This window comes from Bradyrhizobium sp. NBAIM01 (assembly GCF_020194115.1).
GTDB classification, from domain to species: Bacteria; Pseudomonadota; Alphaproteobacteria; order Rhizobiales; family Xanthobacteraceae; genus Bradyrhizobium; species Bradyrhizobium yuanmingense.
The window spans coordinates 1241936-1263645 of record NZ_JADYVU010000001.1 but is presented as its reverse complement, the minus strand read 5'-3'; the positions used below and the strand labels follow the sequence as shown (position 1 = coordinate 1263645).

Sequence of the window (21710 nt, the reverse complement as noted above, 5' to 3'; positions counted from 1 at the left end):
GGGGGATTTCTGCTATGAACACGATTTATCTCGTCGGTACTTGCGACACGAAGGGCGATGAACTGCGATATCTTCGAGAGTGTATTCGACAATCTGGTTGTCGCGTCGTTCTTGTTGACGTGTCGACGTCTGATTTGCGAAGCCATGCCCAAGACGTCGATGTTCATCCGGGCGAGGTCGCCTCATTCCATCCGGATCTGCCGAAGCGCAAACAGCTCGGGGATCGCGGTGAGGCCGTTGCCGCCATGTCGCAAGCACTCGTGGAGTTCATTCGATCGCGAAATGACGTGGATGGCATCATTGGTGCCGGCGGTTCTGGCGGAACAGCCTTAATCGCACCAGCAATGCGCGCTCTTCCCGTGGGAACTCCGAAGGTGCTCATTTCGACCGTTGCCTCCGGGAATGTCGCACCTTACGTGGGGCCAACCGATATCAGCATGATGTATTCGGTCACCGATGTATCCGGCTTGAACCGAATTTCGCGGGTGGTCCTCGCGAACGCGGGTAACTCGATCGCCGGAATGGTGCTAAACAAGCGCGCCTCTGTGGGCGACGATGGGTTGGCAATTGGGCTCACAATGTTTGGTGTCACGACGGCCTGTGTTCAGGCAGTGACTCGCGCGCTAGACAAGAGCTTCGATTGTCTAGTTTTTCACGCCACGGGAACTGGTGGGCAATCATTCGAGAAGCTCGTCGACTCCAGGCTGCTGGCGGGCGGAATTGACGTGACCACTACCGAAGTGTGCGACTATCTCATAGGAGGTGTCTTCCCCTGTACATCCGATCGCTTCGGTGCCTTCGCCCGTACTGGCTTGCCCTATGTGGGGTCCTGCGGCGCGCTTGACATGGTGAACTTCGGCGCGATGGAGACGGTTCCGAGCAAATTTCGGAAGCGCCGGCTGCACGTGCACAATCCCCAAGTTACGCTGATGCGGACGACCCCTGATGAGTGCGACACGATCGGTGAATGGATTGGACGGCGACTTAACAGCTGTACCGGGCCGGTGCGTTTTCTGATTCCAGAGTTAGGTGTGTCGGCCATTGATGCTCCGGACCAGCCTTTCCACGATCCTGACGCCGACGCTGCTCTATTCTCGGCGCTTGAGCGCGCGGTACGTCGCACCGATAAGCGGCAGCTCACGCGCGTTCCTCTCCACATAAACGATCCACAATTTGCGGAACTACTTGTTGCAAACTTCCAAGAGGTCCTTCGTGAGCAGTGATAATCGTATCCAACGTATCGATCGGCTTGAGTTGATCGAGCGGTTTCAAAAGAAGATCAGGGCCGGAGAGCCCATCATAGGAGGTGGTGCTGGCACCGGTCTCTCCGCTAAGAGCGAGGAGGCCGGCGGCATCGATCTTATTGTCATCTACAATTCGGGCCGCTATCGGATGGCCGGCCGTGGTTCGCTCGCTGGCCTTCTGGCGTACGGAAACGCCAATCAAATTGTCGTCGAAATGGCGCGTGAAGTCCTTCCCATCGTAAGACGAACCCCCGTTCTTGCTGGAGTCAACGCCACAGATCCATTCATCGTTCTTCCGAGCTTTTTACGCGAACTGAAGGAGATCGGGTTCGCCGGCGTGCAGAATTTCCCTACCGTCGGCCTAATCGACGGGCTCTTCCGGCAGAACCTCGAAGAGACCGGAATGAGCTATGTTCAAGAAATCAATATGATCGCTGAAGCAAACAAGCTCAACCTCTTGACGACTCCTTATGTCTTTTGTCCGGAGGATGCGGCGGCAATGACGGAAGCCGGGGCAGATATTCTTGTGTGCCATATGGGACTGACCACGGGTGGTGCGATCGGTGCTCGGTCGGGCAAATCCTTGGACGATTGCGTCGTTCTGATTAATCAGTGCGTCGAGGCGGTGCGAAAGATTCGCGATGAAATCATCATCCTCTGTCATGGTGGGCCGATCGCCAATCCAGGCGATGCTCGCTTCATTCTCGATGCGTGTCCCGGGTGCCACGGCTTCTACGGAGCAAGCAGCATGGAACGGCTGCCAACCGAGGAAGCCATCAAATCCCAGACACTCGCCTTCAAGGCGATCCGCAGCAAAGCAACAACATCAACCTAAAAGAGACGAGGCAAATGGCGCTTCATCGAGGACTGCTCCGTGAAGGTTTTAAGCTACCAACCTGCGAGAAGCACTTTCATGACTATGACGAGACTTGGCTAATTCTCTCGGGCCGCGGCACGGGTTATTGGATTGATCATGACGGTTTCCGGGAAGAATTCACTCTGGAAGCTGGTGACGTCTGGATGATCCCTGCGGGTTTCGAGCACGGTTCGGAGGGGTTTGCTGATACTAAGTCAAACAGCGAGGACTTTCGCATTCAGGTGTTCAACGGGACTTTGGCCGCCGGCCACCATGTCTTGGGCCACCACTATGTCGAGCAGTCGGGATACATTCCCCGCCTCACTCTAACGAAAACACCGACCGATCGATACAAACAGAAACTTCGCTCCAACCGGGGCGTGACATTTGTAGAAAAGGGGAAAGCAAAATTCGGCGCCGTCGACTGTCCACCTTTGCGCGAAGGCGAAATCCTGTGCCGGACAGTTGTGTCGGGTCTAACCAACGGGACTGAGAGAAACTCGCTTTTAGGAGGAAACTATGGCGGAGCGTTTCCGAGGCGCGCTGGATATCAACGGGTTGCCGAGATTGTCGAGCTGGGCGGCGGTGTAGCCCGTCGAATCTACAAGACGGGAGACCTGATCTTCTCGGGGCGAAGTTCAGGAATCGGACACGTCGAATACTTCACTTGCAATGTAGCCAACCCTAACGATGAGGACATGTTGCTCGTTAAGCTGGCGAAGGATGGGTCGATCGATCCGATCGCTGCGAGCCTCTTCGGGATTGCCAGCGTCGCGCTGCATGACATCCGTCGTGCCGATGTCAGGCTCGGTGAAGAGCTGCTCGTGATTGGAGCTGGGCCAGTGGGGCAGCTCGTTGCACAGGTGGGACGCGCAGCAGGCGCTCGAACGACCCTTGTGGACCTTGACGAAGCGCGACTAAAGTTGGGGCTGTCCCTCGGGCCTTTGACGGTGTTTCAACCCACCCCGGCGGAGACACTGGTTGACCATTTCGGCCGAGACCGGTTCGACGTCATCATGGAGACAAGCGGAGCCCCTGTTCTCGATGCGGTGTTGGGGACTGATTGGGCTGGAGGTCTTTTGAAGCCCAAGGGGCGGCTTGCTCTCATCGGTGGACGGGGAGAAGTGGGCTATACCTTCAACGCAGGTCAGGCGCGCGAGATCGAGGTGCTGCACGCAAGTCACTTCGTCCAATCGGACCTCGAGGAGGTGTCCCGGTTGGCCTCTCTCGGAATACTAAAAACGCGAGAGCTGATCACCAAAGTCGTTCCAATCTCAGAATGTGAAGCCGTTTATGCAGAGCTTGTCGAAGCACCAAGCAATTTGCTCGGCGTCGCATTTGATTGGCGATGCGCATAAATCGTGCTGCGTATCGTCAATAGGCCTAAAGACGGAGGTGATATGCCGGTTTTCAGAAGTGGAGAACAGCCCCCCGCATGGTGTGAACTCATGGGGTTCGAATTTGTCGAACTCACCGCGCAGCCGCGTGCAATAGCGGTTAAAGCCGACAAACAGCGTCTACTCGTCACGCGCGGATCTTGCCGGTTGACGAGCAGGGTGGGGGCGCAAGTGCTCAATGAAGGTCAGTTCTCCGACCTCGATGCGGCCAAGGGTCCCTTTACGGCAGACGCTGGCGATCGCACCGCGCAGGTCATCATGTTTTTGGGCAGGTGGGGCGCTGAGTTGGGCGGATGCGGCATTTTCAAGCTCACTCCGAGCACTCCAGCTTGGTGCAAGGGAGACCCCTTTAACTACCCCAAGTCGACGAATTTCGACTCTCACTATCACGACTGTGATGAATACTGGGTCATCCTCGAGGGCGCAGGAACAGTCATAGTCGGATCGCGCAGTTTCGAAGTCGAGGCGGGTGACTGCGTGGCAATTGGAATGGGGCACCATCATGACCTTCCTCAGCTTCGGGCCGACGTAAAGGGTGCTTATTTCGAGACGACTCTCGAAGGAAAGAAGCGGTTTGGACACCTTTGGGAGCATAGGCACGGACCTGCTGACGTTCGCGCCGAGCGGGTGTGACTTAAGCTCAACTCCCTCATTTGAAGGAGAGGTTCATGGCCTACAACGTCCTGCATATCGGCGCCGGCGGCTTTGGAGAGTTCTGGTGCAACACGTACTTACCAATGAACGTGGCAGACGGCACGATCCAAGTCGTCGGCTTGGTGGATATTGATACCAAAGCCCTGCAGAAGGGCGCGACGCATCTGGGACTTAACGCGGAGCAATGCTTCACTTCGGCACAGGAGGCCTTCCGCGCGGTGAACGCCGACTTCTGTACCATCGTGATCCCGCCCGCTCTGCACGAGTCAATCGTCGATCTTGCCCTTGCTCGAGGTATGCACATCCTTTCAGAGAAGCCAATTGCGGACACAATGGAAGCTTCGGTCCGGATAGCTGAAAAAGTGAAAGCGTCCCGTTGCAAGATGGGAATAACCATGAGCCACCGGTTTGATCAGGACAAACTAACTCTGAGAGAGGTCGTTAATCCGGATGCTCTCGGCCGCGTCAACACAGTATCATGTCGTTTCGGCAGCGATCATCGCGTTTATGATTCGTGGAGACGCTTTCGTCACGAAATGGCTCATCCTATGCTGATCGAGGGCGCGGTGCATCACCTCGACATCATGGCCGATCTGGCAGGGGCACCCTGCACGTCAATTTTTGCCCGTAGTTGGAAGCCGGAATGGGCGGACTACAAAGGCGACACTGACGTCATTGTATTGATGGAGTTCGCCAATGACGTGCGTGGAGTATACGAAGGCTCCTCGGCACAAGCGACGGGGCTCAACGGCTGGTCATTTGAATACTTTCGCGTTGAAGCAGCAACCGGGACGGCTGTCCTCGACCACCGTGAGGTGGAGGTTTTTCATCGCAATCCGAAGCGAATTTGTCAGGGCAACCGGCAGGGCAAAGGACAGCAGGTGTCGCTGCTCGCGGGGAAGAAGTGGGGGAACTCATTGCTAATCGAGCAGTTCTGTCGTTGGCTCGACGGAGGGCCGCCAATGGCTACTAACGTAGAGGACAACTTACAGTCCGTGGCAATGGTGTTCGCGGCCATCCAAAGTGCACGGCTCGACAAGCCTGTCAAAGTACAGGAATTTCTCCAAACCTTTCGGCAGGGCCGTCAGATTGCATGATTGCATCACGGTCGGGGTCAGGTTTCGCTGACTAGTGTTTTTCTACGCTCAACCTAACCGAATTCGCCTAGAAACATACGAAGTAGACTACGCGCTGCATGACTGGCTGTAAGCGCATACGTGCGAGAAGCGCTTTACAATGATAGTGAAACTTAGCTTCTTTCAGATCCAGGCGATGGTTAATCGATTGATCATGACAGCATACGCAGCGTTCTAACGAGAGCCGGCCAATGAAAACACCTCCGTCGCCGCACTTTACTCCCATAGACATGAAGCGCTCGTTCAACGGCAATCGCCGAATGCTCGCCGCAGAGCTCGGGAAAACATGCGATAACATTGATTGGAGCATCGATCTGCAAGGGCTCCAGACGTTCCGAGGAATGCCGTTCCTTTTCGGCGACGATGCTGGCCCCGACGTGCTCGTTCTACGCCCTGGGGAAGCTCCTACTCTTGTGAGCCTGCCGCCGACGATCGCCACTTACATCCTTTTTATCCAGGTGGCCGCGGATCGTCCACACACAACGCCGTCCAACTTCGGAGCCATAGGACCTACCCTTATTCTTGACTGCCCTAACGAAAGCAATGAGCTCGGCGACTTGGTGTCCACATACTCTCTTGCCTATACCGATGGCAGCAGAATCGATATGCCAATCCTGCGGCGGTTCGCAATTCAACAGATTCATGTTTCATGGGGCGCTCATCCGTTCGCGGCGGTCCCGGCGCGGTCGCCGAGCGTACATGCCACTCATCTTGAAGATTTCGTGCTTGGGCGAGCGCCCATTCTAGATTTCGGCGGTGCCGAGACTCGCACAATGTCGGGACGCCAATATCGTGGCCGAGAAAACCTCTGGATTTATGCACTGCCTAATCCACACCCCGACAAGGCGATCATAGGCCTCAAACTGCACGCAAAAGACGAGCTCTCCCTGCTGTATGCGGTGAGCACAACGACCGTCCAGGAGCATCCGCTGCGGCTTCAAGGTCGCCGGAAGCTGAGAATGCGTCTGCCATCCGGCGTCAACCTCAACGGACTGGGAGAACTTGACACCGACGATCGCGCTGATCAAATTGGAATCGACCTCGGTGCAGTCATCTCTGCTCGCGCCGTGCTTGAGTACTCACAATCGGATTGGCTGAGCGACTTGCATGACGTTCAGCCTATGCGGTCTCCTAACGAGGTTGTTGTTGAGTACACCGCTCACCCCGATGCGAGACTTTACCTGCGGTCTGAGGACGGCAGCTTGCTGATGCGGGAGCTTCTTTCTCTAGAAGCTACTCATTCTGCCGATTCCCCGCTGGAGGCCGTTGCCATCGAGCCAGCCAAGAGGCCCGTGAGTATTCGGATAATCGAGAAGTCTACAGGGCAGCGTGTCGCCGCGCGCTTGCATGTCCATGGCCCGCACGGGGAGTACCTCCCGCCAAAAGGTCACCACCGGAAGGTGAATGTAGGCTGGTACGTGGATAACGCAGCCGAATTTGCAAATGGGCTAAACCAGTATGCTTATGTGGATGGGTATTGCACTGTCGATCTTCCGCTCGGCCATGTCTTCGTTGAAATAACAAGAGGTTTCGAGGTGCGCCCGATACGGCGGATCGTGGAGATTGATGAGAATACCGAGAGTCTCACCTTTGAGCTAGAAAAGGTGCTCCGCTGGCGCGAGCAAGGCTGGATCAGTTCCGACACGCATGTTCACTTTTTGAGCCCGCAGACAGCTCTTCTGGAGGGGCAGGCCGAGGGAGTCAACGTCGTGAACTTGCTCGCATCTCAGTGGGGCGAAATGTTCAGCAATGTTGGCGACTTCGACGGACGAACGACGCTGGGAGCAAAGGACTTCGGTGGTGATGGCGAGTTCTTGGTTCGCGTCGGAACCGAGAACCGCATGCAGGTTTTAGGCCACATATCTCTTCTTGGATATGAGGGCGACATCATCGACCCGCTATGCACGGGCGGTCCCAACGAAGCAGCCATCGGTGATCCACTGGAAGCTACAATGGCCACTTGGGCAGAACGTTGCCGTCAGCAAGGTGGGCTCGTGGTAATGCCGCACGCTCCGAACCCTCAGGCAGAGCGTGCCGCAGACATCGTTCTTGGATTGGTCGACGCGATCGAGATGATGTCCTTCAATCCGCGGACTGCCCAGATCAGCGCTTTCGGTCTTGCTGATTGGTATCGCTATCTTAATATTGGCTATCAACTGCCGTTGGTCGCTGGATCCGACAAAATGGATGCAGCCTCGCTCCTCGGCGGCATCCGCACATATGCACATTTGGGAGCCCGCGATTTCACATATCAAACCTGGATGGACGCTGTACGTGGCGGCGACACGTTCATCACGGTCGGGCCGCTCGTTAGTATGACCGTGGAAGGGAAACGCCCTGGAAGCAAGGTCCGGATTCCCTCTGGAGGTGGCACGATTACCGTCGACTGGCGAGTTGAATCGCTTAGCGTTCCTCCCACACGCGTAGAGCTAGTGCTTAACGGCGTGGTCGTCGAGGAATGGCGTTGCGACAAATTGTCGTGCAAAGGGCACAAAGCACTGCAAATTTCAGCCTCTTGTTGGCTAGCAATTCGCATTCGAGGCAGTGTCGCCGGACGTGCTACTGATATAGCCGCGCATACCAGCGCTGTTATTGTAGAGGTCGGAGATAGTCCAATCTTTGCGACGGCCGATGCCGTCGCTGTCCTTGCGCAGATCGAGGGGTCAATAGCTTACTTAGATACGCTCGCTCCAAAATCTGATGAAGCGAGGCACGCACGTTTAAGGGCTGCTCTGGAGCTAGCTCACCATCGTCTACATCATCGGCTTCACCAGCTCGGCGCGCACCACGAGCATGCACCGGTCCACGCTGTTCACATAACACGCGAGCATTGAAGATCTAACTCATATGGCGTAGCTCCTGTGTTGCGGCGCCCTTGGGGGGACGACGCTTGATGAGGCCGCATGAAGCAGACGCGGCGTTGACTCACTGATCCGGTGCGTGGTGCAAATCAATACGGGTGGTTCGTGTCAGGCTCGTGAGGGGCGTACCGTTTCCGCGGCTCCGGCCAGGCCGGTGCGCCGATGGTGTCCTTCGACAGGTCATTCCTGATCACGTCGATCTGCTGCTGTGCCGCGGTTGTCGATTGTGCCGGTATCCGCTGGATTGCAGTCTGCAGTGACACGGTCTCTCCCCGATTTGGGTCGTGAGAGGCTCTGGATCGTCAGGGCGATTAGTCCGTTCGATCCTTAGATCGAGAAGCGCAGAAGGCCGCGAGTGCGTCGATGCTGATAAACGGCCGAGCTGCCAAAACGTTGTGCCAGATATGCCATCCGGTCGAACATTCACCTGGTAGTTCAAGCCAACGATCTGCTTGCGACCCATCAGGCGTGCAGCCAAAAATGACACAGCCATCCTTGTCGAGCGCCCCTGAACGCAAATCCGGGGACCAAACCAAAGATGATGCCGATAAATGAAGCTCGAAGAAACGGTCCTGTGGGCCTTCTCAAGCCCTGATGTAAAACCGCCCTGGCTCCCTTCCACGATCTGATATATCGCCCCGATCGAGATGGAGCTAGAAGCAGCTTAACGATTTTATTTGCGGGGAGATCACCCGTGGCGCTCTCGACCCGGTTCGCCTCGGCGATCCTGACGAAAAAACAGCTGCTTCTCCAGTCCCGGAGTTTGCCACTTGCAGCGGTGTGATGAGCGCCCCATCCTCGCCGGCTTACTTACCGGTTTAGAACTTATCTCCGTCCGCCTCTGGCATCGGCTGGACCCTACCACCACAACCAGGGTTGCGGGGAAAATGCATCCTGTACAATCAATCGCAGCTTTCCGGACGAAGAGGGCATCATCTGCAGGCTACTGTTAGGCCGTAACTGCTACGTCCGGCTACAAAGGCGGAGGTTCGTCAGAGGCGATCGTCTAATCGGATGATTTCATAGCATCGCGCTGCGATTTGCGATGTATTGAGGTTGGAAACGGAAAAGTAGAAATGGCTTTCAACGGTCTGGGACTTCATCTCGGCATGCTACCGCTTCTGTCTAATGCCGAGAGTCGATCGATAAGTCCAGAGAATCTACATGGTGCGCCTGGTCAGGGCGGCATGGCAATCGAGGGCACCGGCAGTTCGCGCGCGCGCTCCCTGGGCCAAGGTTGGAAGGTCTCGCCGTCGATCGATATCGCTCCTGGCACCACCCTTGTCCTTGCGGATATTGAGGGTCCAGGTGCATTGCAGCACATCTGGGCGACGGTCCGCGGCGGACGTTGGCGTTTCCTAATTCTGCGGATCTATTGGGACGATCAGGCGGAACCATCCGTGGAATGCCCCTTCGGCGACTTCTTCGCCAACGGGTGGGAGCGTTACGCCCACGTCAGCTCACTCGCGGTGTGCGTCAATCCTGCCGGAGGCTTCAATTCATACTGGGAAATGCCGTTCCGGAAGCGATGTCGCGCCACGCTGACCAATCTCGATGATGTCGAGACCAGAATCTATTACCAGATCGACTATACGCTTACTGACGTCCCGGAAGAGGCTGCGTACTTTCATGCAAGCTTCCGTCGCTCCAACCCGCTGCCCTATAAGTCGGATCACGTCATCATTGACGGCGTTAAAGGTAAAGGCCACTACGTGGGCACGTACATCGCTTGGGGTACTAACAACTCCGGCTGGTGGGGCGAAGGCGAGATGAAGTTTTTCATCGACAGCGACCACAAATTTCCAACCATCTGCGGCACTGGGACTGAGGACTACTTCTGCGGGGCCTATGATTTCGACATTGGTACGTTCGAACGCGATCAGCCGCAGGCGTATGTCCAATACTCAACCGCATATTCAGGTCTTTGTCAGGTAATCAAGCCCGATGGCGTGTACAAATCGCAGCAGCGATTTGGCATGTATCGCTGGCACATAATGGACCCTATCCGCTTCAAGGAGCGGTTGCGAGTCACAATCCAAGCGCTCGGATGGCGGACCGACAAGGAGGAGCGCTATCTACCACTTCAGGACGATATTTCGTCTGTTGCTTTTTGGTATCAGACTCTTCCTCATGCGCCCCTGCAACCGCTCCCGGAGCGCGACTTCCTCGAAGTCGTCTAAAGTGCCATCGCGTCTATCAGTGCCGCTACAAACTGCGGATCATTGTTAGCCATCGTTGCCAACGGCCGGCGTGCGTGCAGGTGCCAGGTAAACGCTTGTTGTGGTGTCAGTCGGACAGTATCGGAAATGAGGCTACGCCTCGGACCAGCGTGTCCTCAACAATCCGAAGTTTGTCGTCTCTGGAAAACCAGAGGCGTGGTCTTGTCTCCGTGATCACTTGCCAGTCGATGCGTCACTAGTTCCGACTTAAGCGTACAGCCAAGCGTAGACACGAGCCGATCCCTTCAAAGAGATCGTGAAACTCGCTATCGCGCCGCGAGAAGGCAGTAACAAAACGACACATACGATCAGCCATCCAGCAACCCCAAGCCGTTCCTGACAGTCTTGAGGAGCTGTCGAGGTAGCGCTAACGCAAAGACGTAACGCGCGGCACAATGCACGACAAAATGCTTCTAAGGGCCTAATGACGCTGACTTTCCGCGCTTCGCATCGGGGACGCCGATATCGCATTGCGCGACGACGAGCAGGCAAAAGGGAGGCGACACTAAATCCATGTAGTCAATTCCTTCTGTTGGGCTCGCCAGGGATCGGCCGCAAATCGATTGCCGACGCTAGGCGCGCTTTATCTGGCCGCGGAGCTACGCAGGAAGTGTGTCGCGCGCCTGCGCCCTAGTTGACCGCAATCATGCTTACGGATATTTATACGTAATACTAATACGAATCAGCATAATGGCGAAGAGAGCGACTCAGAAAGACGTGGCGAGACTGGCTGGGGTTTCGCAGGCGGCTGTTTCCATCGTGCTAACCGGCGCCGGCACGGGCTCCATTCCCGCCGAGACCTGGCAGCGCATCACCGACGCGGCGCGAAAGCTTGGTTATGCGCCAAACCGCTTTGCGCAAGGGCTTCGGACCAGACGAGCGATGACAGTAGCGTTCGTTGTGCCGGATATCACGAACCCATTCTATCCAATGCTGATGCGCGGTATCCAAACAGTGACCCAGGAGCACTCTTACGACGTGATCGCCATCAGTACCGATGGGGTGGCCGAGGGCGAGCGGCGTTTCCTTGACTGGACACGGCAGGGGCGTGTTGATGGCGTGATCGGTGTCTTCTTCACGCTAAGCGCGAGGGATTTCCGGCCATTGCTCGACGCTGGCATTCCGGTTGTCCGAATCGAGGCTCAGAAGAAGTGTGGCGGCGACATCCCGCTCGACGATATTTATGTAGACAGCTACGCGGCCGCGCGTAGTCTCACAGAGTATCTAATCGCGCGAGGCCATACGCGCGTTGCCATGATCGCGGGGCGCGGTGGGCCACAGAACGCGCGGCTCGAAGGCTACAACGCCGCGCTGAGAGAGGTCGGTCGCGCCCCGTACGTCGTGATCGACGACGTCTTCAACGAGGAGGGTGGGTTTAGAGCCGCTCAAGCCGCGCTCGATAGCGGCTATGGACCTACGGCTATCTTTGCCGCAAATGATCTGATGGCCATCGGTGCAATGCGGGGGCTGCGCGAGCGCGGCATCTCAATTCCGCGAGAGATTGCTGTCGCGGGCTTCGACGACATTTTGGCCGCCAAGCTCGTTGCGCCTTCGCTCACCACCGTCACGCAATTCCAGGGGAATATGGGCATCAAGGCTGCCCAGGTCTTGATGGACCGACTGCGGGGCGAAAATCCGGTCCGCGGGCGGGTATTTGAAATGCCATTCCGGCTGATTATGCGCGACTCGACCTGAGTCGCGCCAACAACACGAATTCGGAGAGTAAAAAATGAAAATACCCAACGACTACCTCGATCGCGTTTATGCAGGCGTCCTGGGTAAACTCATTGGTGTCTACCTGGGCCGGCCCTTCGAGGGGTGGAGCTACCAGAAGATAATGGAAGAACTTGGTCCCATCGAATATTTTGTGAATGAGCGGCTGAACCACCCGTTGGTCGTCACTGACGATGACTTGGCGGGTACGTTCACGTTCATCCGTGCTCTCGAGGATTACGGCGTCAAGCCTGGCCTCAGCTCGGAGCAGATCGGCAAAGCCTGGCTCAACTACATCGTCGAGCAGCGGTCGATTCTCTGGTGGGGTGGCAGCGGCAATTCAACCGAGCATACGGCCTGGCTGAACCTTAAGCGCGGCATCGCGGCGCCCGGCTCAGGCTCGATCGAGACGAACGGGCAGACGGTCGCAGAGCAGATCGGTGCGCAGATCTTTATCGACGCCTGGGCCATGGTTGCCCCAAGTCAGCCCGAGCTCGCTGCGCGTCTTGCGAAAGAGGCCGGCAGCGTCAGCCACGACGGGGCCGCGGTGCATGCAGCGATGCTGTGGGCGGCTATGGAGGCCGAAGCATTCGGTTCGTCAGACGTCGATCACTTGCTCGACATCGGTCTTAAGCAGATCCCCGCCGACAGCCCGATCGCCAGACTGATCGTCGACATCCGGGGTTGGCATAAGGAGCATCCCGATTGGCGAGACACCCGAAAGCGGATCGAGGAGAAATACGGCTACGACAGATATCCGGGCAACTGCCACGTAGTTCCGAACCACGCGCTGATGGTCATGGCAGTGCTTTACGCGCCGCATGATTTTCAGAAAGCGCAGATGATTGTCAACACTTCCGGCTGGGACACCGACTGCAATGCGGGCAATGTCGGTTGCCTACTCGGCATCATGAACGGACTCGCTGGCCTGGATGCCGGTCCGGATTGGCGCGGGCCAATCGCCGACCAGCTGCTGATCTCTTCGGCCGATGGCGGTAATTCGATCAACGATGCGGTACGCACGGCATATTATCTCACCAATATCGGTCTGCAGCTCGCAGGCTCGCGCAAGCTCGAGGCGCCCAAGGATGGCGCACAGTTTCATTTCTCGCTTCCCGGCAGTCGCCAGGGATTCCGGCCGCAGATGGGTGCCGAATTCTCGAAGACAGTCAGCATAGGTAATCAGGAATTTGAGGGCAGTCGTGCGCTCGCGGTGCACTATGCGGCCCTCGGCCCTGGCCAAGTCGCTGCCGCCACTACGCCGACATTCTCGCCGCGCGAGATGCTCTGCGCGGGAGGGTACGGCGGCTACGAGCTAATGGCGACGCCGCTAGTTTATCCCGGTCAGGTCGTAAAAGCTCGTGTCGTTGCGCCCGACGGCAACCGCTCGCCGGTCGAGGTACGACTGCGAGTACGTGTCTATGACGAGCGCGATGAGCTACGAAATGTAGACGGCGATGTCGTGACCCTAGAGCCCGGGACGGAAACCGTGCTCCGATGGCGCCTACCGGAGTTCGGTGGCCAACCTATCGGCGAGATCGGTCTGGCATTCACGGGCACAGGATTGCGCGCGGACGGAGCGTTGCTGGTCGATTATCTCCGCTGGGACGGCCCGCCGTCGCTGACGCTTCGCAGGCCTGCTGCCGATTGCGACTTCTGGCGCATGGCGTGGGTTAACGGCACAAGCTTTTTCTCGAAGCGTTTCAAATGGGCGGCCTTCCGAATCTCGCAGGATCGTGGTGAAGGCATCATTATTCACGGCACGCGCCAGTGGACGGACTATCAGGCCTCGGGTGATGTTATGCTGCATCTTGGCAATTACGGCGGCATTGCCATTCGCGTCCAGAGCCTGCGACGCTACTATGGGGGGCGCGTTACCCGCGAAGGCAATATGCAGATCGTCCGCGTTCGCGACGAGCAAACCAAGATACTTGCGGAAACGCCTTTCAAGATCGAATTCGAAAAGCCGATCTCAATGCGCGTCAGCGCAAAGGGACGCACAATCAGTTTTATTGCCGATGGTGCTTCGCTCTCGGTTGTAGATAGCGATCCTGATGCCCTCGACAACGGCGGGATCGGCTTGATCGTGCACGAAGGGGCGCTCTCCTCAAATGAAATACGCGTGGGACCTGCGTGATCGTGACGAGTCCCCATCAATGCCTTGGCGAGTCCTGCGCTGTGGGCAAGGCCCTGCACGGCGTCTGCTCGATTCGCGAATGGCGAGTTGTGCGGTGTTTCATTGGGCTGCGGAGCTGACAATGTTCCGCATGGTCGCGCGCCGCAAACTTTTTCGGCAGCACTACCGACGCCGGGCGGTGATGTTCTTAACGACCTACACCGCCCAAGGATCAAAACTAAATGGCACTTCAATCCTGTGCGCTGGACCAGCGGCGTCGCCCACCTCTCTCTACCAATTCGAATGGCTCGACTTGGGGCACCGCGGTCGCTCATTGTCTATAAGACAGGCCTTATATACTGCGCTTCCCTCAACAAGGCGGCCGTCACCGGGGGATCATGCACACGGCCGGGGCCACCAAGCGCGTCACGGACAAGAAATGCAGGCTCTCTTTATTGGACAGACCTATATCGACGTCGTCTTCATCACCGACCACATGCCGACCGGCGACGAGAAGCACGTGGCGCGTGACTACGCTGTCTCCTTCGGCGGCAACGCGGTGACGGCGGCGTTCTGCTGTGCCAAGCTCGGCATCGTGCCGGACCTGATCGCGACCGCAGCCAATGACTGGCTCGGGCGCATGTTCCAGGACATGTGCGCGAAGTACGGCATCTCGCTGCACGGGCGCAAGGTCAACCAGTCCTCGCTCTCCTTCATCATGCCCAAGGACGGCAAGCGCGCCATCGTCCGCTGTCGCGACGACGAGCACATCCACCCCTTTCCGATGCTCAATCTCGGCGGCTGCCGCGCGCTGCATGTCGACGGCCACCAGCCGGATGCCGCCATCCACTACGCCAAGGTGTGCCGCGAGGCCGGCATCCTGACCTCGCTCGACGGCGGCGGCCTGCGTACCAACACCCATGAACTGCTGGAATTCATCGACGTCGCCATCGTCGCTGAGCGCCTGTGCGAGCAGATGGATTTGACGCCGGAGAAGATGCTCGACTATCTCAAGAGCCGCGACTGCAAGATCGGCGGCGTCACCATGGGCGAGAAGGGCCTGCTCTGGTACGACGAAACCCCGACGGTCCAGGTGATGCCGGCGATGCCGATCCCGCGCGAGCGCGTGATCGACACAAACGGCGCGGGCGACGTCTTCCATGGCGCTTACACCTATTCCTACCTCGCCCATCCGGGCAAAAGCTGGCGCGAGCATTTCGAGTTCGCGCGTGCCGCCTCGACCTTCAAGATCCAGTGTCTCGGCAACGAAGCCGGATTGCCGACGCTTGTGGACATCGCGAAGGTCAGGCATGAATTCGAGGTCAGCCTGTAATCTCAGCTAGAGGTATCGCATGGGGCGCGTCTTCGTTGCCGGCAGCATCAACATGGATGTGGTTGCGACGGCCGATCGCCATCCGAGGGTTGGCGAAACCGTCGCCGGCAAACAAGTATTGTACTTCCCCGGAGGCAAGGGCGCCAATCAGGCGGTGGCGGCGTCAAGACTCGGCGCGACGACCACGCTGATCGGCCGTCTGGGCGAGGACTCCTTCGGCGCCGAGCTCCGGGCGTTTCTTGGCGCACAGGGCGTCGATCTCAGCTTCGTGCGGGACACGGCGGAAGCGCACACCGGCACCGCGATCATTACAGTCGCGCAGGCCGATAACACCATCGTGGTCATTCCCGGAACCAATGGGCTTGTAAGAACTGAGGATGTCGGCGCAGCACCGTTGTCGAAGGGCGACATCGCAGTCAGCCAGTTCGAAATTCCGCTGCCGACGATTGCAGCCTTCTATCAACGAGCGCGCACCGCCCATGCGACAACGCTGCTCAACCCGGCGCCGGCGCAGACATTCAGCCACGATCTGCTGGCGCTGGTCGACGTCCTCGTGCTGAACGAGACCGAGCTCGGCCTCCTCGCCGGCGTCGAACTGTCTGACGGCGATGACGTTGCGCGAATCATCGCCGTGGCGCGGGGGCTGCAAGTAAGCCCGGATCAGACCATTTGTATCACGCTCGGCAGGCGCGGTGTTGTCGCACTCGCCGGCTGCGACGAATTGATCGTGCCGGGCCGCATGGTGCAGGCGGTCGATACCACGGGCGCCGGCGATTGCTTCGTCGGCGCGCTTGCGGCGCAGCTCGCCGCAGGCTCGGCTTTGCGCGCAGCCCTCGCCTTCGCCAACAAGGCCGCCTCTGTCTCTGTGCAGCGGATGGGCGCTGGCCCGTCGATGCCGACGGCGGAGGAAGTTGCCGCGTTGATATAGAGCGAAGCGCTTCGTTTTGCTCCGTTGCTTGGGAGAGACGAAGATTCGAGAAAAAATTGAAGTCCGAGTGAGCGACGAATCTCTTACTCATGAGTGATCGCGGGAGGTCCGACCCTCTTTCTTGCAAAAACCGGAGGGACTGGAGAGGGTATCCGTCCGCCAAGGGCGGCCTTGTCTGGCGAAAGCAAGCGCTACAGGGGGTAATCCTAGGAGAAGCGCTATGACAATTCGAGGGCAGAGGTGATCACATTGGTCGAGCGGAGGCGCCGGCGGTCGCAGGATGAGAAGGAATGGCTGGTTGCAGCATCGCTTGAGCCCGGAGCCAATGTTTCCCAGGTGGCTCGCGTGGCCGGCTTCATGTGAGGCAGCTGTTCAGGTGGCGGAAGGAGCTTTGCAAGCACGCTGAAGCGAGTATAGCGCCGTTCGTGCCGGTCGAGATTGGGCCGTCTGTGCCGCGGCGGCAGGTGGCCGAAGCGCCATTGACGACGGGGGGGGCGTCGACGGAAGAGCCATGGCATCATCGAAGTCTTGGTACCGGGCACCGCATCCGGGTCGATCGCGACATGGATGGAGACGCACTACGGCGCTGCAGCCCCAACGTGAGGCGCGGCTGCAAGCCAAGGCGGTAGCTGCCAGTGCGCGGGCGGAGCTGTCGACCAGCGAGGCGCTGATCGCGCACCTTGAGCTGCCGATCGAGAAGCTCAAGCGCGAACTGTACGGACAGCGCTCTGAGCGCACGGCGCGGCTGATCGAGCAACTGGAATTGGAGCTCGAAGAACTCGTTACCACGGCGAGCGAGGACGAGCTTCCCGCCCAGGCGGCGGCGCCGAAAACCCGGAGCGGGCGCGCCTTCACGCGCAAGTGGCCGGTACGCAAGCCCTGGCCGGACGACATCCAACGCGAGCGCGTCGTCATCGAGGCCCCGACGAGCTGTGCCTGCTGCGTGCGGATCGCGCCTGGCGAAGCTGTGCGAGTATGTGACCGAGACTCTGGAGGAGATTCCGCGCCGGTTCAAGGAGACGGTGCGGGAAAAGTTCACCTGCCGCGATTGCGAGAAGATCAGCCAGCCGCCGGAACCGTTCCATGCCACGGCCGCGCGGCTTCATCGATCCGCAATTGCTGGCGACGATCCTGTTCGACAAGTTCGATATGCATATCCCGCTCAACCGCCAGAGTGTGGGCTTTAAGGCTGAGAGGATCGACCTGCCGCTGTCGACGCTGGCCGACCAGGTCGGCCACGGGATTTTCGCCGTCATGCCGCTCTTCCAGCTGATCGAGCGTCATGTGCTCGCGGCCGAGCGCCTTCATGGCGACGAAACCACCATCCGCATCTTGGCCAAGAGCAAGTGCACGACCGGCCGGATCTGGGCCTATGTGTGGGATGACCCGCCCTAAGGTGGGTCTGCGCCGCCGGCGACCGGTCTATTACGCCTCGAGCGACCGACGAGGCGAACATCCCCAGATGCCTCGCCGGTATCCTGCAGGCGGATCGCTAGCGGATTCGAGCCGTTGCCGATCCGCAAAAGAAAGCGACTGCCGATCACGCCGGCATTCTGCTTCGCCCAGGCGCGCCGGGGCTTCTTCGAGCTGGCCGACATCGAGAAGAATGCCAGGGAAGCTCGCAAGGCAAACCGGTCTCCCCAATCGCACTGGAGGCGGTCAGACGCCTCGATACGTTGTTCGAGATCGAGCGCGCCATGAACGGCCGCAGCGACGACGAGCGGCGTGCCGTGCGCCAGGAGAAAAGCAAGCCGCTGCTCGATTGACATGCACGACTGCCTGCTGCGCGAGCGAGAAACCCTCTCCCGCTCCTCCGAGGTCCTGAAACCCATGAATTACATGGGCGCTGGGCCGATTTTGCCCGCTTCCTCGACGATGGCAGGATCTGCCTCAGCAACAACGCCGCCGAAAGAGCGTTGCGCGGCATCGCCTTGGGAAGGCGCAATTGGACTTTCGCCGGCAGCCTACGCGGCGCCGACTGCACCGCCATCATGCTGACGATGATCACGGCGTGTCGCCTGAATGACGTCGATCCCAAGGCCTGGCTCGCCAACGTCCTAGCCCGTATCGCCGATCTTCCTGCATCGCGTCTGCACGAACTGCTTCCCCGGGAATGGAAGCTTCTGTGTCAAGCCGGCAAGGCCGACGATCGGCAAGCCGCCTGACCTTCACCCAACGCTGTCATACAGCTCGCCCGCGCGTACGCGGCAATCAGCGGGCTCGTCGTATGCGAGAGAACGTCCTAGCCCTCGCTGATCTGGTGTCCGCCGGGTCGACCTCGTGCCCAACGTCGAGCTCACGCAGGGGCGGGATTGGCCATCGTGCTGGGGGGAGACCCTAGCCTGGGCCGATAACAGCTGTGCCAGTTCCCTGGCTTCTGGCGTCAATTGCAGCACCTTCCGGTTCGTTCGCGCGTCCGCGCCTTCGGACGATAAAGGGCCGACCCACAGACGACGCAGCACACGCCGGACGTCGAGAACGGCGCCTAGCCGAAGCACGCTCGTCCGCGTCAGTTGGCCAGCACCATTTGTTGCGGTCGTGCCACTTGTTCCTTTCCGATGGTCAAGCCGAGCATCACGGCGCGTGATCAGATCGTCCCCGCCGTTCGACCTGCGCGGTCTCGCATTAATTCTTCCTTCCCTCCAAGCCTCCAACAAATAAACCCCAAGGTGCTCGACCATCTTAAAATCGTCTCGATCGCCAGCCGTAATGCGCAATTTAATCGCCTTATAGCTGCTAACTGGTGAATTTCGGCTCCGCTGATACAGTATTTCTAATTCCTGGGTTAGCGCGCACCTTGGACCACATAACATGCGCCACCATCCAAAGAGGGGAACTCCATGAGTGAGCAGGAGAGCCGCAAATTTGCTTTCAACGCTATGAATCGACGCTCGCTCTTGCAGTCGACGGCTAGCTTGCTGAGCGTACCGTTCACAATCAGCACCACAGGAGCATTCGCCCAGGAAAAACTTTCCGGCGCTGGCGAAGTAGTGGTTTATAGTTACGGCGGATCCTTTACGGAAGGTTTGCGCAAGAACGTCTTTGAGCGCTTCACCAAGTCGACAGGCATCAAGGTTGTTGATGTGACAGCCGACCTTGCTGAGCCCCAGATCAAGGCTATGAGGGAAGCTGGGCGCGTCGATTGGGACGTTGCTTTTGTCACAGGTGCTAACTACCCGGCTCTGCACGAAGCTGGAGCGTTTTTGCCCATCGACTACGACTTGTGGAACGCGGAAGCGTTAATAGGTGTGCCGGAATCGGCTCGTCGTGCCGACGCGGTCCTTGGCTACCAAAATGCAAATTTGCTGGTTTATGACGAGCGTGCTTTCCCTAAAGCTGGCCCAAAGAGTTGGGCTGACTTCTGGAATGTCAAGGAGTTTCCAGGGCCGAGGGGGCTGGATGCTGGCCTCGGTTATCGTAACATGGTATATGCATTAATGGCCGATGGCGTTGCGCGCAGCGATATCTTTCCGCTGACAGACGATAAGATCGACCGTGCGCTGAAGAAACTTGATGAAATCAAACCACATATCGTCAAATGGTGGACGGCGGGGGGGGAACCCGTACAACTGCTCCTGAGCCGTGAATATGCCCTGACGAGCGCGCCTGACGGCCGCGCCATAACGGCAATCAAGCAGGGGGCGCCGCTCCGCTTGGTGTGGGAGGGGGCTAACATGGGCGAAAATTACTGGACAATTCTGAAGGGCGGTCCGAACAGCGCAAATGGGCAGAAGTTCCTCGCGTTTGTAAACAGGGCCGAAGTAGCGGCCGATTTTACGCAAGGCGTAGGCTATCCTGGTCCCAACACAAATCAGCTCAAATACTTGCCAGCCAATCTCCTTCCGCTGCTCAGCATAAACCCCGACAACGCGGCGAAAGTGGTTCCTCCCGATTTCGCCTGGTTCACGTTGAAGCGCCCGGACGGTAAGACCAACGCGGATCATATGCAGGAGCGTTGGCTAACATGGCGAGCGCATAGTTAGCTGGTGCTTCGCCTGACTCTTGGACAAGGAGCAATCGCGCAAGCGCAGTTGGCTGCGCGATCTTGATGTGGTTGAGTGAGAACCGCTTTCGCAGGACAGTCTGTTATGGGCGCGCCGCGTGTCGCCAACACCGCGCGTGGCGAGAAGCCGGACAAACTATGCACAGCGGTTCTTCTCCAATAAAATCTCGTTGAAGCGCAGGCGTTGAAAGAACGAAGCGTGACCCGAGGTTTGGCTAATTTACCGTTCTAGCGCGGTGCTGCAGTCAACCGCCCGCCTTCGTAAGCTGACCTTGCCCTCAAGTTTTGTTCCGGACACGAAGTCGAACGACCAGCGGTCGTTCGGCGCGATCACCATCGTCAATCGGTGCTACGGCTTCCCGATCACCCGCTTGCGGCGGCCACGGCGTCGCACGCAAGCCTCTCTTGCCGGTAGATCCGGAACAGCTTTTTATAATTGGCCATAGCTCTCTCACTTGGAAGGCTTTGCACAGAGGTGTGAGCTGACGCTCGGGGTGCATAGCAGGTTTTTTTGACATGAGCCTGCGGCAGCGAGCGGCTTTGGGCTCATTTCATCCTCCATTATCCCCTGTTTTTCAAACGCAGGCGGATTGCTGGCGTGGTGCGGCCAAGGCGCCGGCCGCCCGACGCAGATTCTAGGCGCAGCAGGCGAGCACGATCAGCACCTTGTTGCGCTCGAAGTTGAAGAAGCGCAATCGTCGTAGTCCATAGTGCTCCTTGAACACGGCGTACGGCCGCTCAACGGCTGAGCGTACCTTGGCAATCAGCTTGTTGCGCCGCTTCTGCGCGGCGGCAGTTCGGGATGATGTTGGGGCGGCGCATCAAGCGGTCCGTGATGCCAGCCTCGGTCAGGCGCGCGTGCCGCGCGTGCGTGTAATAGGCCTGGTCGCCGTAGACCGCTTTCTCATCACCACAGAACAAACGATCCGCCGGCTCGGTGTCCGTGATCGAGGCATCCGTCACATGGACGCGGCGAATGAGGGTGTGGCCTGCATCCAGCCCGTGTAGACTTTGTAGCCGAACACGCTCTTCTTGCCCTTGCGGCCCCAGCACGCATCGCGATCCGCTGATGGTTCGGGCGGCTTCTCCTCCGCATCCTTGCGTGGCTTACGTGGCGGATTGGCCCGTGCCGGGATCAACGAAGCATCGACCAAGGTGCCCCGCTTGAGGATCAGCTTCTTGGCCTCCAAGTGCCGATTGATCTCGTTAAAATCTTCTCGATCAGCCCGTACTCCGCGATTTCCTGCCGG

The 21710-nt window shown here is 58.4% G+C and carries 18 protein-coding genes and 2 pseudogenes; 16 read left to right on the top strand and 4 right to left on the bottom strand.

The window, feature by feature from the left end:
- Window positions 1–14 precede the first annotated feature (14 nt).
- The 13 genes and pseudogenes from I6F31_RS05495 (at window position 15) to I6F31_RS36645 (ending at window position 17852) form a co-directional block, all read left to right on the top strand.
- Complete coding sequence (locus I6F31_RS05495; protein WP_225184975.1) at window positions 15–1223, top strand: Tm-1-like ATP-binding domain-containing protein; 1209 nt, start codon at window positions 15–17, stop codon at window positions 1221–1223.
- Complete coding sequence (locus tag I6F31_RS05490) at window positions 1213–2079, top strand: phosphoenolpyruvate hydrolase family protein (protein ID WP_225184974.1); 867 nt, start codon at window positions 1213–1215, stop codon at window positions 2077–2079. Before I6F31_RS05495 ends, I6F31_RS05490 begins: the two co-directional genes overlap by 11 nt.
- A gap of 14 nt (window positions 2080–2093) precedes the next feature.
- Window positions 2094–3458 carry a zinc-binding dehydrogenase gene (locus I6F31_RS05485; RefSeq protein ID WP_225184973.1) on the top strand — a complete coding sequence of 455 codons (1365 nt, stop codon included), beginning with the start codon at window positions 2094–2096 and terminating at the stop codon, window positions 3456–3458.
- A 90-nt stretch (window positions 3459–3548) separates the two neighbouring features.
- Window positions 3549–4130, top strand: a complete 582-nt coding sequence (locus I6F31_RS05480; protein WP_225184972.1) for a cupin domain-containing protein — start codon at window positions 3549–3551, stop codon at window positions 4128–4130.
- A 35-nt stretch (window positions 4131–4165) separates the two neighbouring features.
- Window positions 4166–5248 carry a Gfo/Idh/MocA family oxidoreductase gene (locus I6F31_RS05475; protein WP_225184971.1) on the top strand — a complete coding sequence of 361 codons (1083 nt, stop codon included), beginning with the start codon at window positions 4166–4168 and terminating at the stop codon, window positions 5246–5248.
- Between the two features lie 230 nt (window positions 5249–5478).
- Window positions 5479–8121, top strand: coding sequence for a CehA/McbA family metallohydrolase (locus I6F31_RS05470; protein ID WP_225184970.1), 2643 nt, complete (start codon window positions 5479–5481; stop codon window positions 8119–8121).
- Window positions 8122–9224: 1103 nt separating this feature from the next.
- Complete coding sequence (locus tag I6F31_RS05465) at window positions 9225–10328, top strand: glycoside hydrolase family 172 protein (RefSeq protein ID WP_225184969.1); 1104 nt, start codon at window positions 9225–9227, stop codon at window positions 10326–10328.
- Window positions 10329–11057: 729 nt separating this feature from the next.
- A complete protein-coding gene (locus tag I6F31_RS05460; RefSeq protein ID WP_225184968.1) occupies window positions 11058–12062 on the top strand; it encodes a LacI family DNA-binding transcriptional regulator in 1005 nt (334 codons plus the stop codon).
- A 34-nt stretch (window positions 12063–12096) separates the two neighbouring features.
- The gene (locus tag I6F31_RS05455; protein ID WP_225184967.1) at window positions 12097–14217 is read left to right on the top strand and encodes an ADP-ribosylglycohydrolase family protein; all 2121 of its coding nucleotides are present in this window, start codon (window positions 12097–12099) and stop codon (window positions 14215–14217) included.
- 418 nt (window positions 14218–14635) lie between these two features.
- A complete protein-coding gene (locus tag I6F31_RS05450) occupies window positions 14636–15529 on the top strand; it encodes a sugar kinase (RefSeq protein WP_225184966.1) in 894 nt (297 codons plus the stop codon).
- Window positions 15530–15548: 19 nt separating this feature from the next.
- Window positions 15549–16457: a ribokinase gene (locus I6F31_RS05445; RefSeq protein WP_225184965.1), complete on the top strand. Its 909-nt coding sequence runs from the start codon at window positions 15549–15551 to the stop codon at window positions 16455–16457.
- Between the two features lie 511 nt (window positions 16458–16968).
- Window positions 16969–17307: pseudogene (locus tag I6F31_RS36650) on the top strand (hypothetical protein); the annotation flags it as partial.
- Window positions 17308–17540: 233 nt separating this feature from the next.
- Entirely contained in the window at window positions 17541–17852 is a 312-nt protein-coding gene (locus I6F31_RS36645; RefSeq protein WP_346656463.1) for a transposase, read from the top strand.
- On the opposite strand, the gene I6F31_RS36640 is transcribed toward I6F31_RS36645, so the two are convergent.
- Complete coding sequence (locus I6F31_RS36640; RefSeq protein ID WP_346656476.1) at window positions 17849–18226, bottom strand: hypothetical protein; 378 nt, start codon at window positions 18224–18226, stop codon at window positions 17849–17851. The two genes, I6F31_RS36645 and I6F31_RS36640, sit on opposite strands and share 4 nt — an antisense overlap.
- On the opposite strand from I6F31_RS36640, the pseudogene I6F31_RS36635 reads away from it, so the two are divergent.
- The 3 genes and pseudogenes from I6F31_RS36635 to I6F31_RS05435 form a co-directional block, all read left to right on the top strand.
- Window positions 18134–18376, top strand: a pseudogene (locus tag I6F31_RS36635) (transposase); the annotation flags it as partial. The gene I6F31_RS36640 and the pseudogene I6F31_RS36635 sit on opposite strands and share 93 nt — an antisense overlap.
- A 72-nt stretch (window positions 18377–18448) precedes the next feature.
- Window positions 18449–18622: a transposase domain-containing protein gene (locus I6F31_RS36630; protein WP_346656473.1), complete on the top strand. Its 174-nt coding sequence runs from the start codon at window positions 18449–18451 to the stop codon at window positions 18620–18622.
- Window positions 18623–19297: 675 nt separating this feature from the next.
- Window positions 19298–20440 (top strand): ABC transporter substrate-binding protein, encoded by a 1143-nt coding sequence (locus I6F31_RS05435; protein ID WP_225184964.1) that lies wholly within the window; start codon window positions 19298–19300, stop codon window positions 20438–20440.
- A gap of 655 nt (window positions 20441–21095) precedes the next feature.
- On the opposite strand, the gene I6F31_RS05430 is transcribed toward I6F31_RS05435, so the two are convergent.
- The 3 genes from I6F31_RS05430 to I6F31_RS05420 are packed head-to-tail and all read right to left on the bottom strand — an operon-like array spanning window position 21096 to window position 21650.
- The gene (locus I6F31_RS05430) at window positions 21096–21224 is read right to left on the bottom strand and encodes a hypothetical protein (protein ID WP_346656472.1); all 129 of its coding nucleotides are present in this window, start codon (window positions 21222–21224) and stop codon (window positions 21096–21098) included.
- Entirely contained in the window at window positions 21199–21423 is a 225-nt protein-coding gene (locus tag I6F31_RS05425) for a hypothetical protein (RefSeq protein WP_225184963.1), read from the bottom strand. Before I6F31_RS05425 ends, I6F31_RS05430 begins: the two co-directional genes overlap by 26 nt.
- Entirely contained in the window at window positions 21420–21650 is a 231-nt protein-coding gene (locus I6F31_RS05420; protein WP_225184962.1) for a hypothetical protein, read from the bottom strand. The genes I6F31_RS05425 and I6F31_RS05420 overlap by 4 nt, the downstream gene beginning before the upstream one ends.
- Window positions 21651–21710: the final 60 nt, after the last annotated feature.

What these genes read in the sequence shown, in the direction of transcription:
- I6F31_RS05435 (WP_225184964.1), top strand. Translation starts at nt 19,298, where the DNA reads ATGAGTGAGCAGGAGAGCCGCAAATTTGCTTTCAACGCTATGAATCGA.
- I6F31_RS05485 (WP_225184973.1), top strand. Translation starts at nt 2,094, where the DNA reads ATGGCGCTTCATCGAGGACTGCTCCGTGAAGGTTTTAAGCTACCAACC.
- I6F31_RS05475 (WP_225184971.1), top strand. Translation starts at nt 4,166, where the DNA reads ATGGCCTACAACGTCCTGCATATCGGCGCCGGCGGCTTTGGAGAGTTC.
- I6F31_RS05445 (WP_225184965.1), top strand. Translation starts at nt 15,549, where the DNA reads ATGGGGCGCGTCTTCGTTGCCGGCAGCATCAACATGGATGTGGTTGCG.
- I6F31_RS05460 (WP_225184968.1), top strand. Translation starts at nt 11,058, where the DNA reads ATGGCGAAGAGAGCGACTCAGAAAGACGTGGCGAGACTGGCTGGGGTT.
- I6F31_RS05470 (WP_225184970.1), top strand. Translation starts at nt 5,479, where the DNA reads ATGAAAACACCTCCGTCGCCGCACTTTACTCCCATAGACATGAAGCGC.
- I6F31_RS05480 (WP_225184972.1), top strand. Translation starts at nt 3,549, where the DNA reads ATGGGGTTCGAATTTGTCGAACTCACCGCGCAGCCGCGTGCAATAGCG.
- I6F31_RS05455 (WP_225184967.1), top strand. Translation starts at nt 12,097, where the DNA reads ATGAAAATACCCAACGACTACCTCGATCGCGTTTATGCAGGCGTCCTG.
- I6F31_RS05465 (WP_225184969.1), top strand. Translation starts at nt 9,225, where the DNA reads ATGGCTTTCAACGGTCTGGGACTTCATCTCGGCATGCTACCGCTTCTG.
- I6F31_RS05450 (WP_225184966.1), top strand. Translation starts at nt 14,636, where the DNA reads ATGCAGGCTCTCTTTATTGGACAGACCTATATCGACGTCGTCTTCATC.
- I6F31_RS05495 (WP_225184975.1), top strand. Translation starts at nt 15, where the DNA reads ATGAACACGATTTATCTCGTCGGTACTTGCGACACGAAGGGCGATGAA.
- I6F31_RS36630 (WP_346656473.1), top strand. Translation starts at nt 18,449, where the DNA reads ATGCTGACGATGATCACGGCGTGTCGCCTGAATGACGTCGATCCCAAG.
- I6F31_RS36640 (WP_346656476.1), bottom strand. Translation starts at nt 18,226, where the DNA reads ATGTCAATCGAGCAGCGGCTTGCTTTTCTCCTGGCGCACGGCACGCCG.
- I6F31_RS36645 (WP_346656463.1), top strand. Translation starts at nt 17,541, where the DNA reads ATGCCACGGCCGCGCGGCTTCATCGATCCGCAATTGCTGGCGACGATC.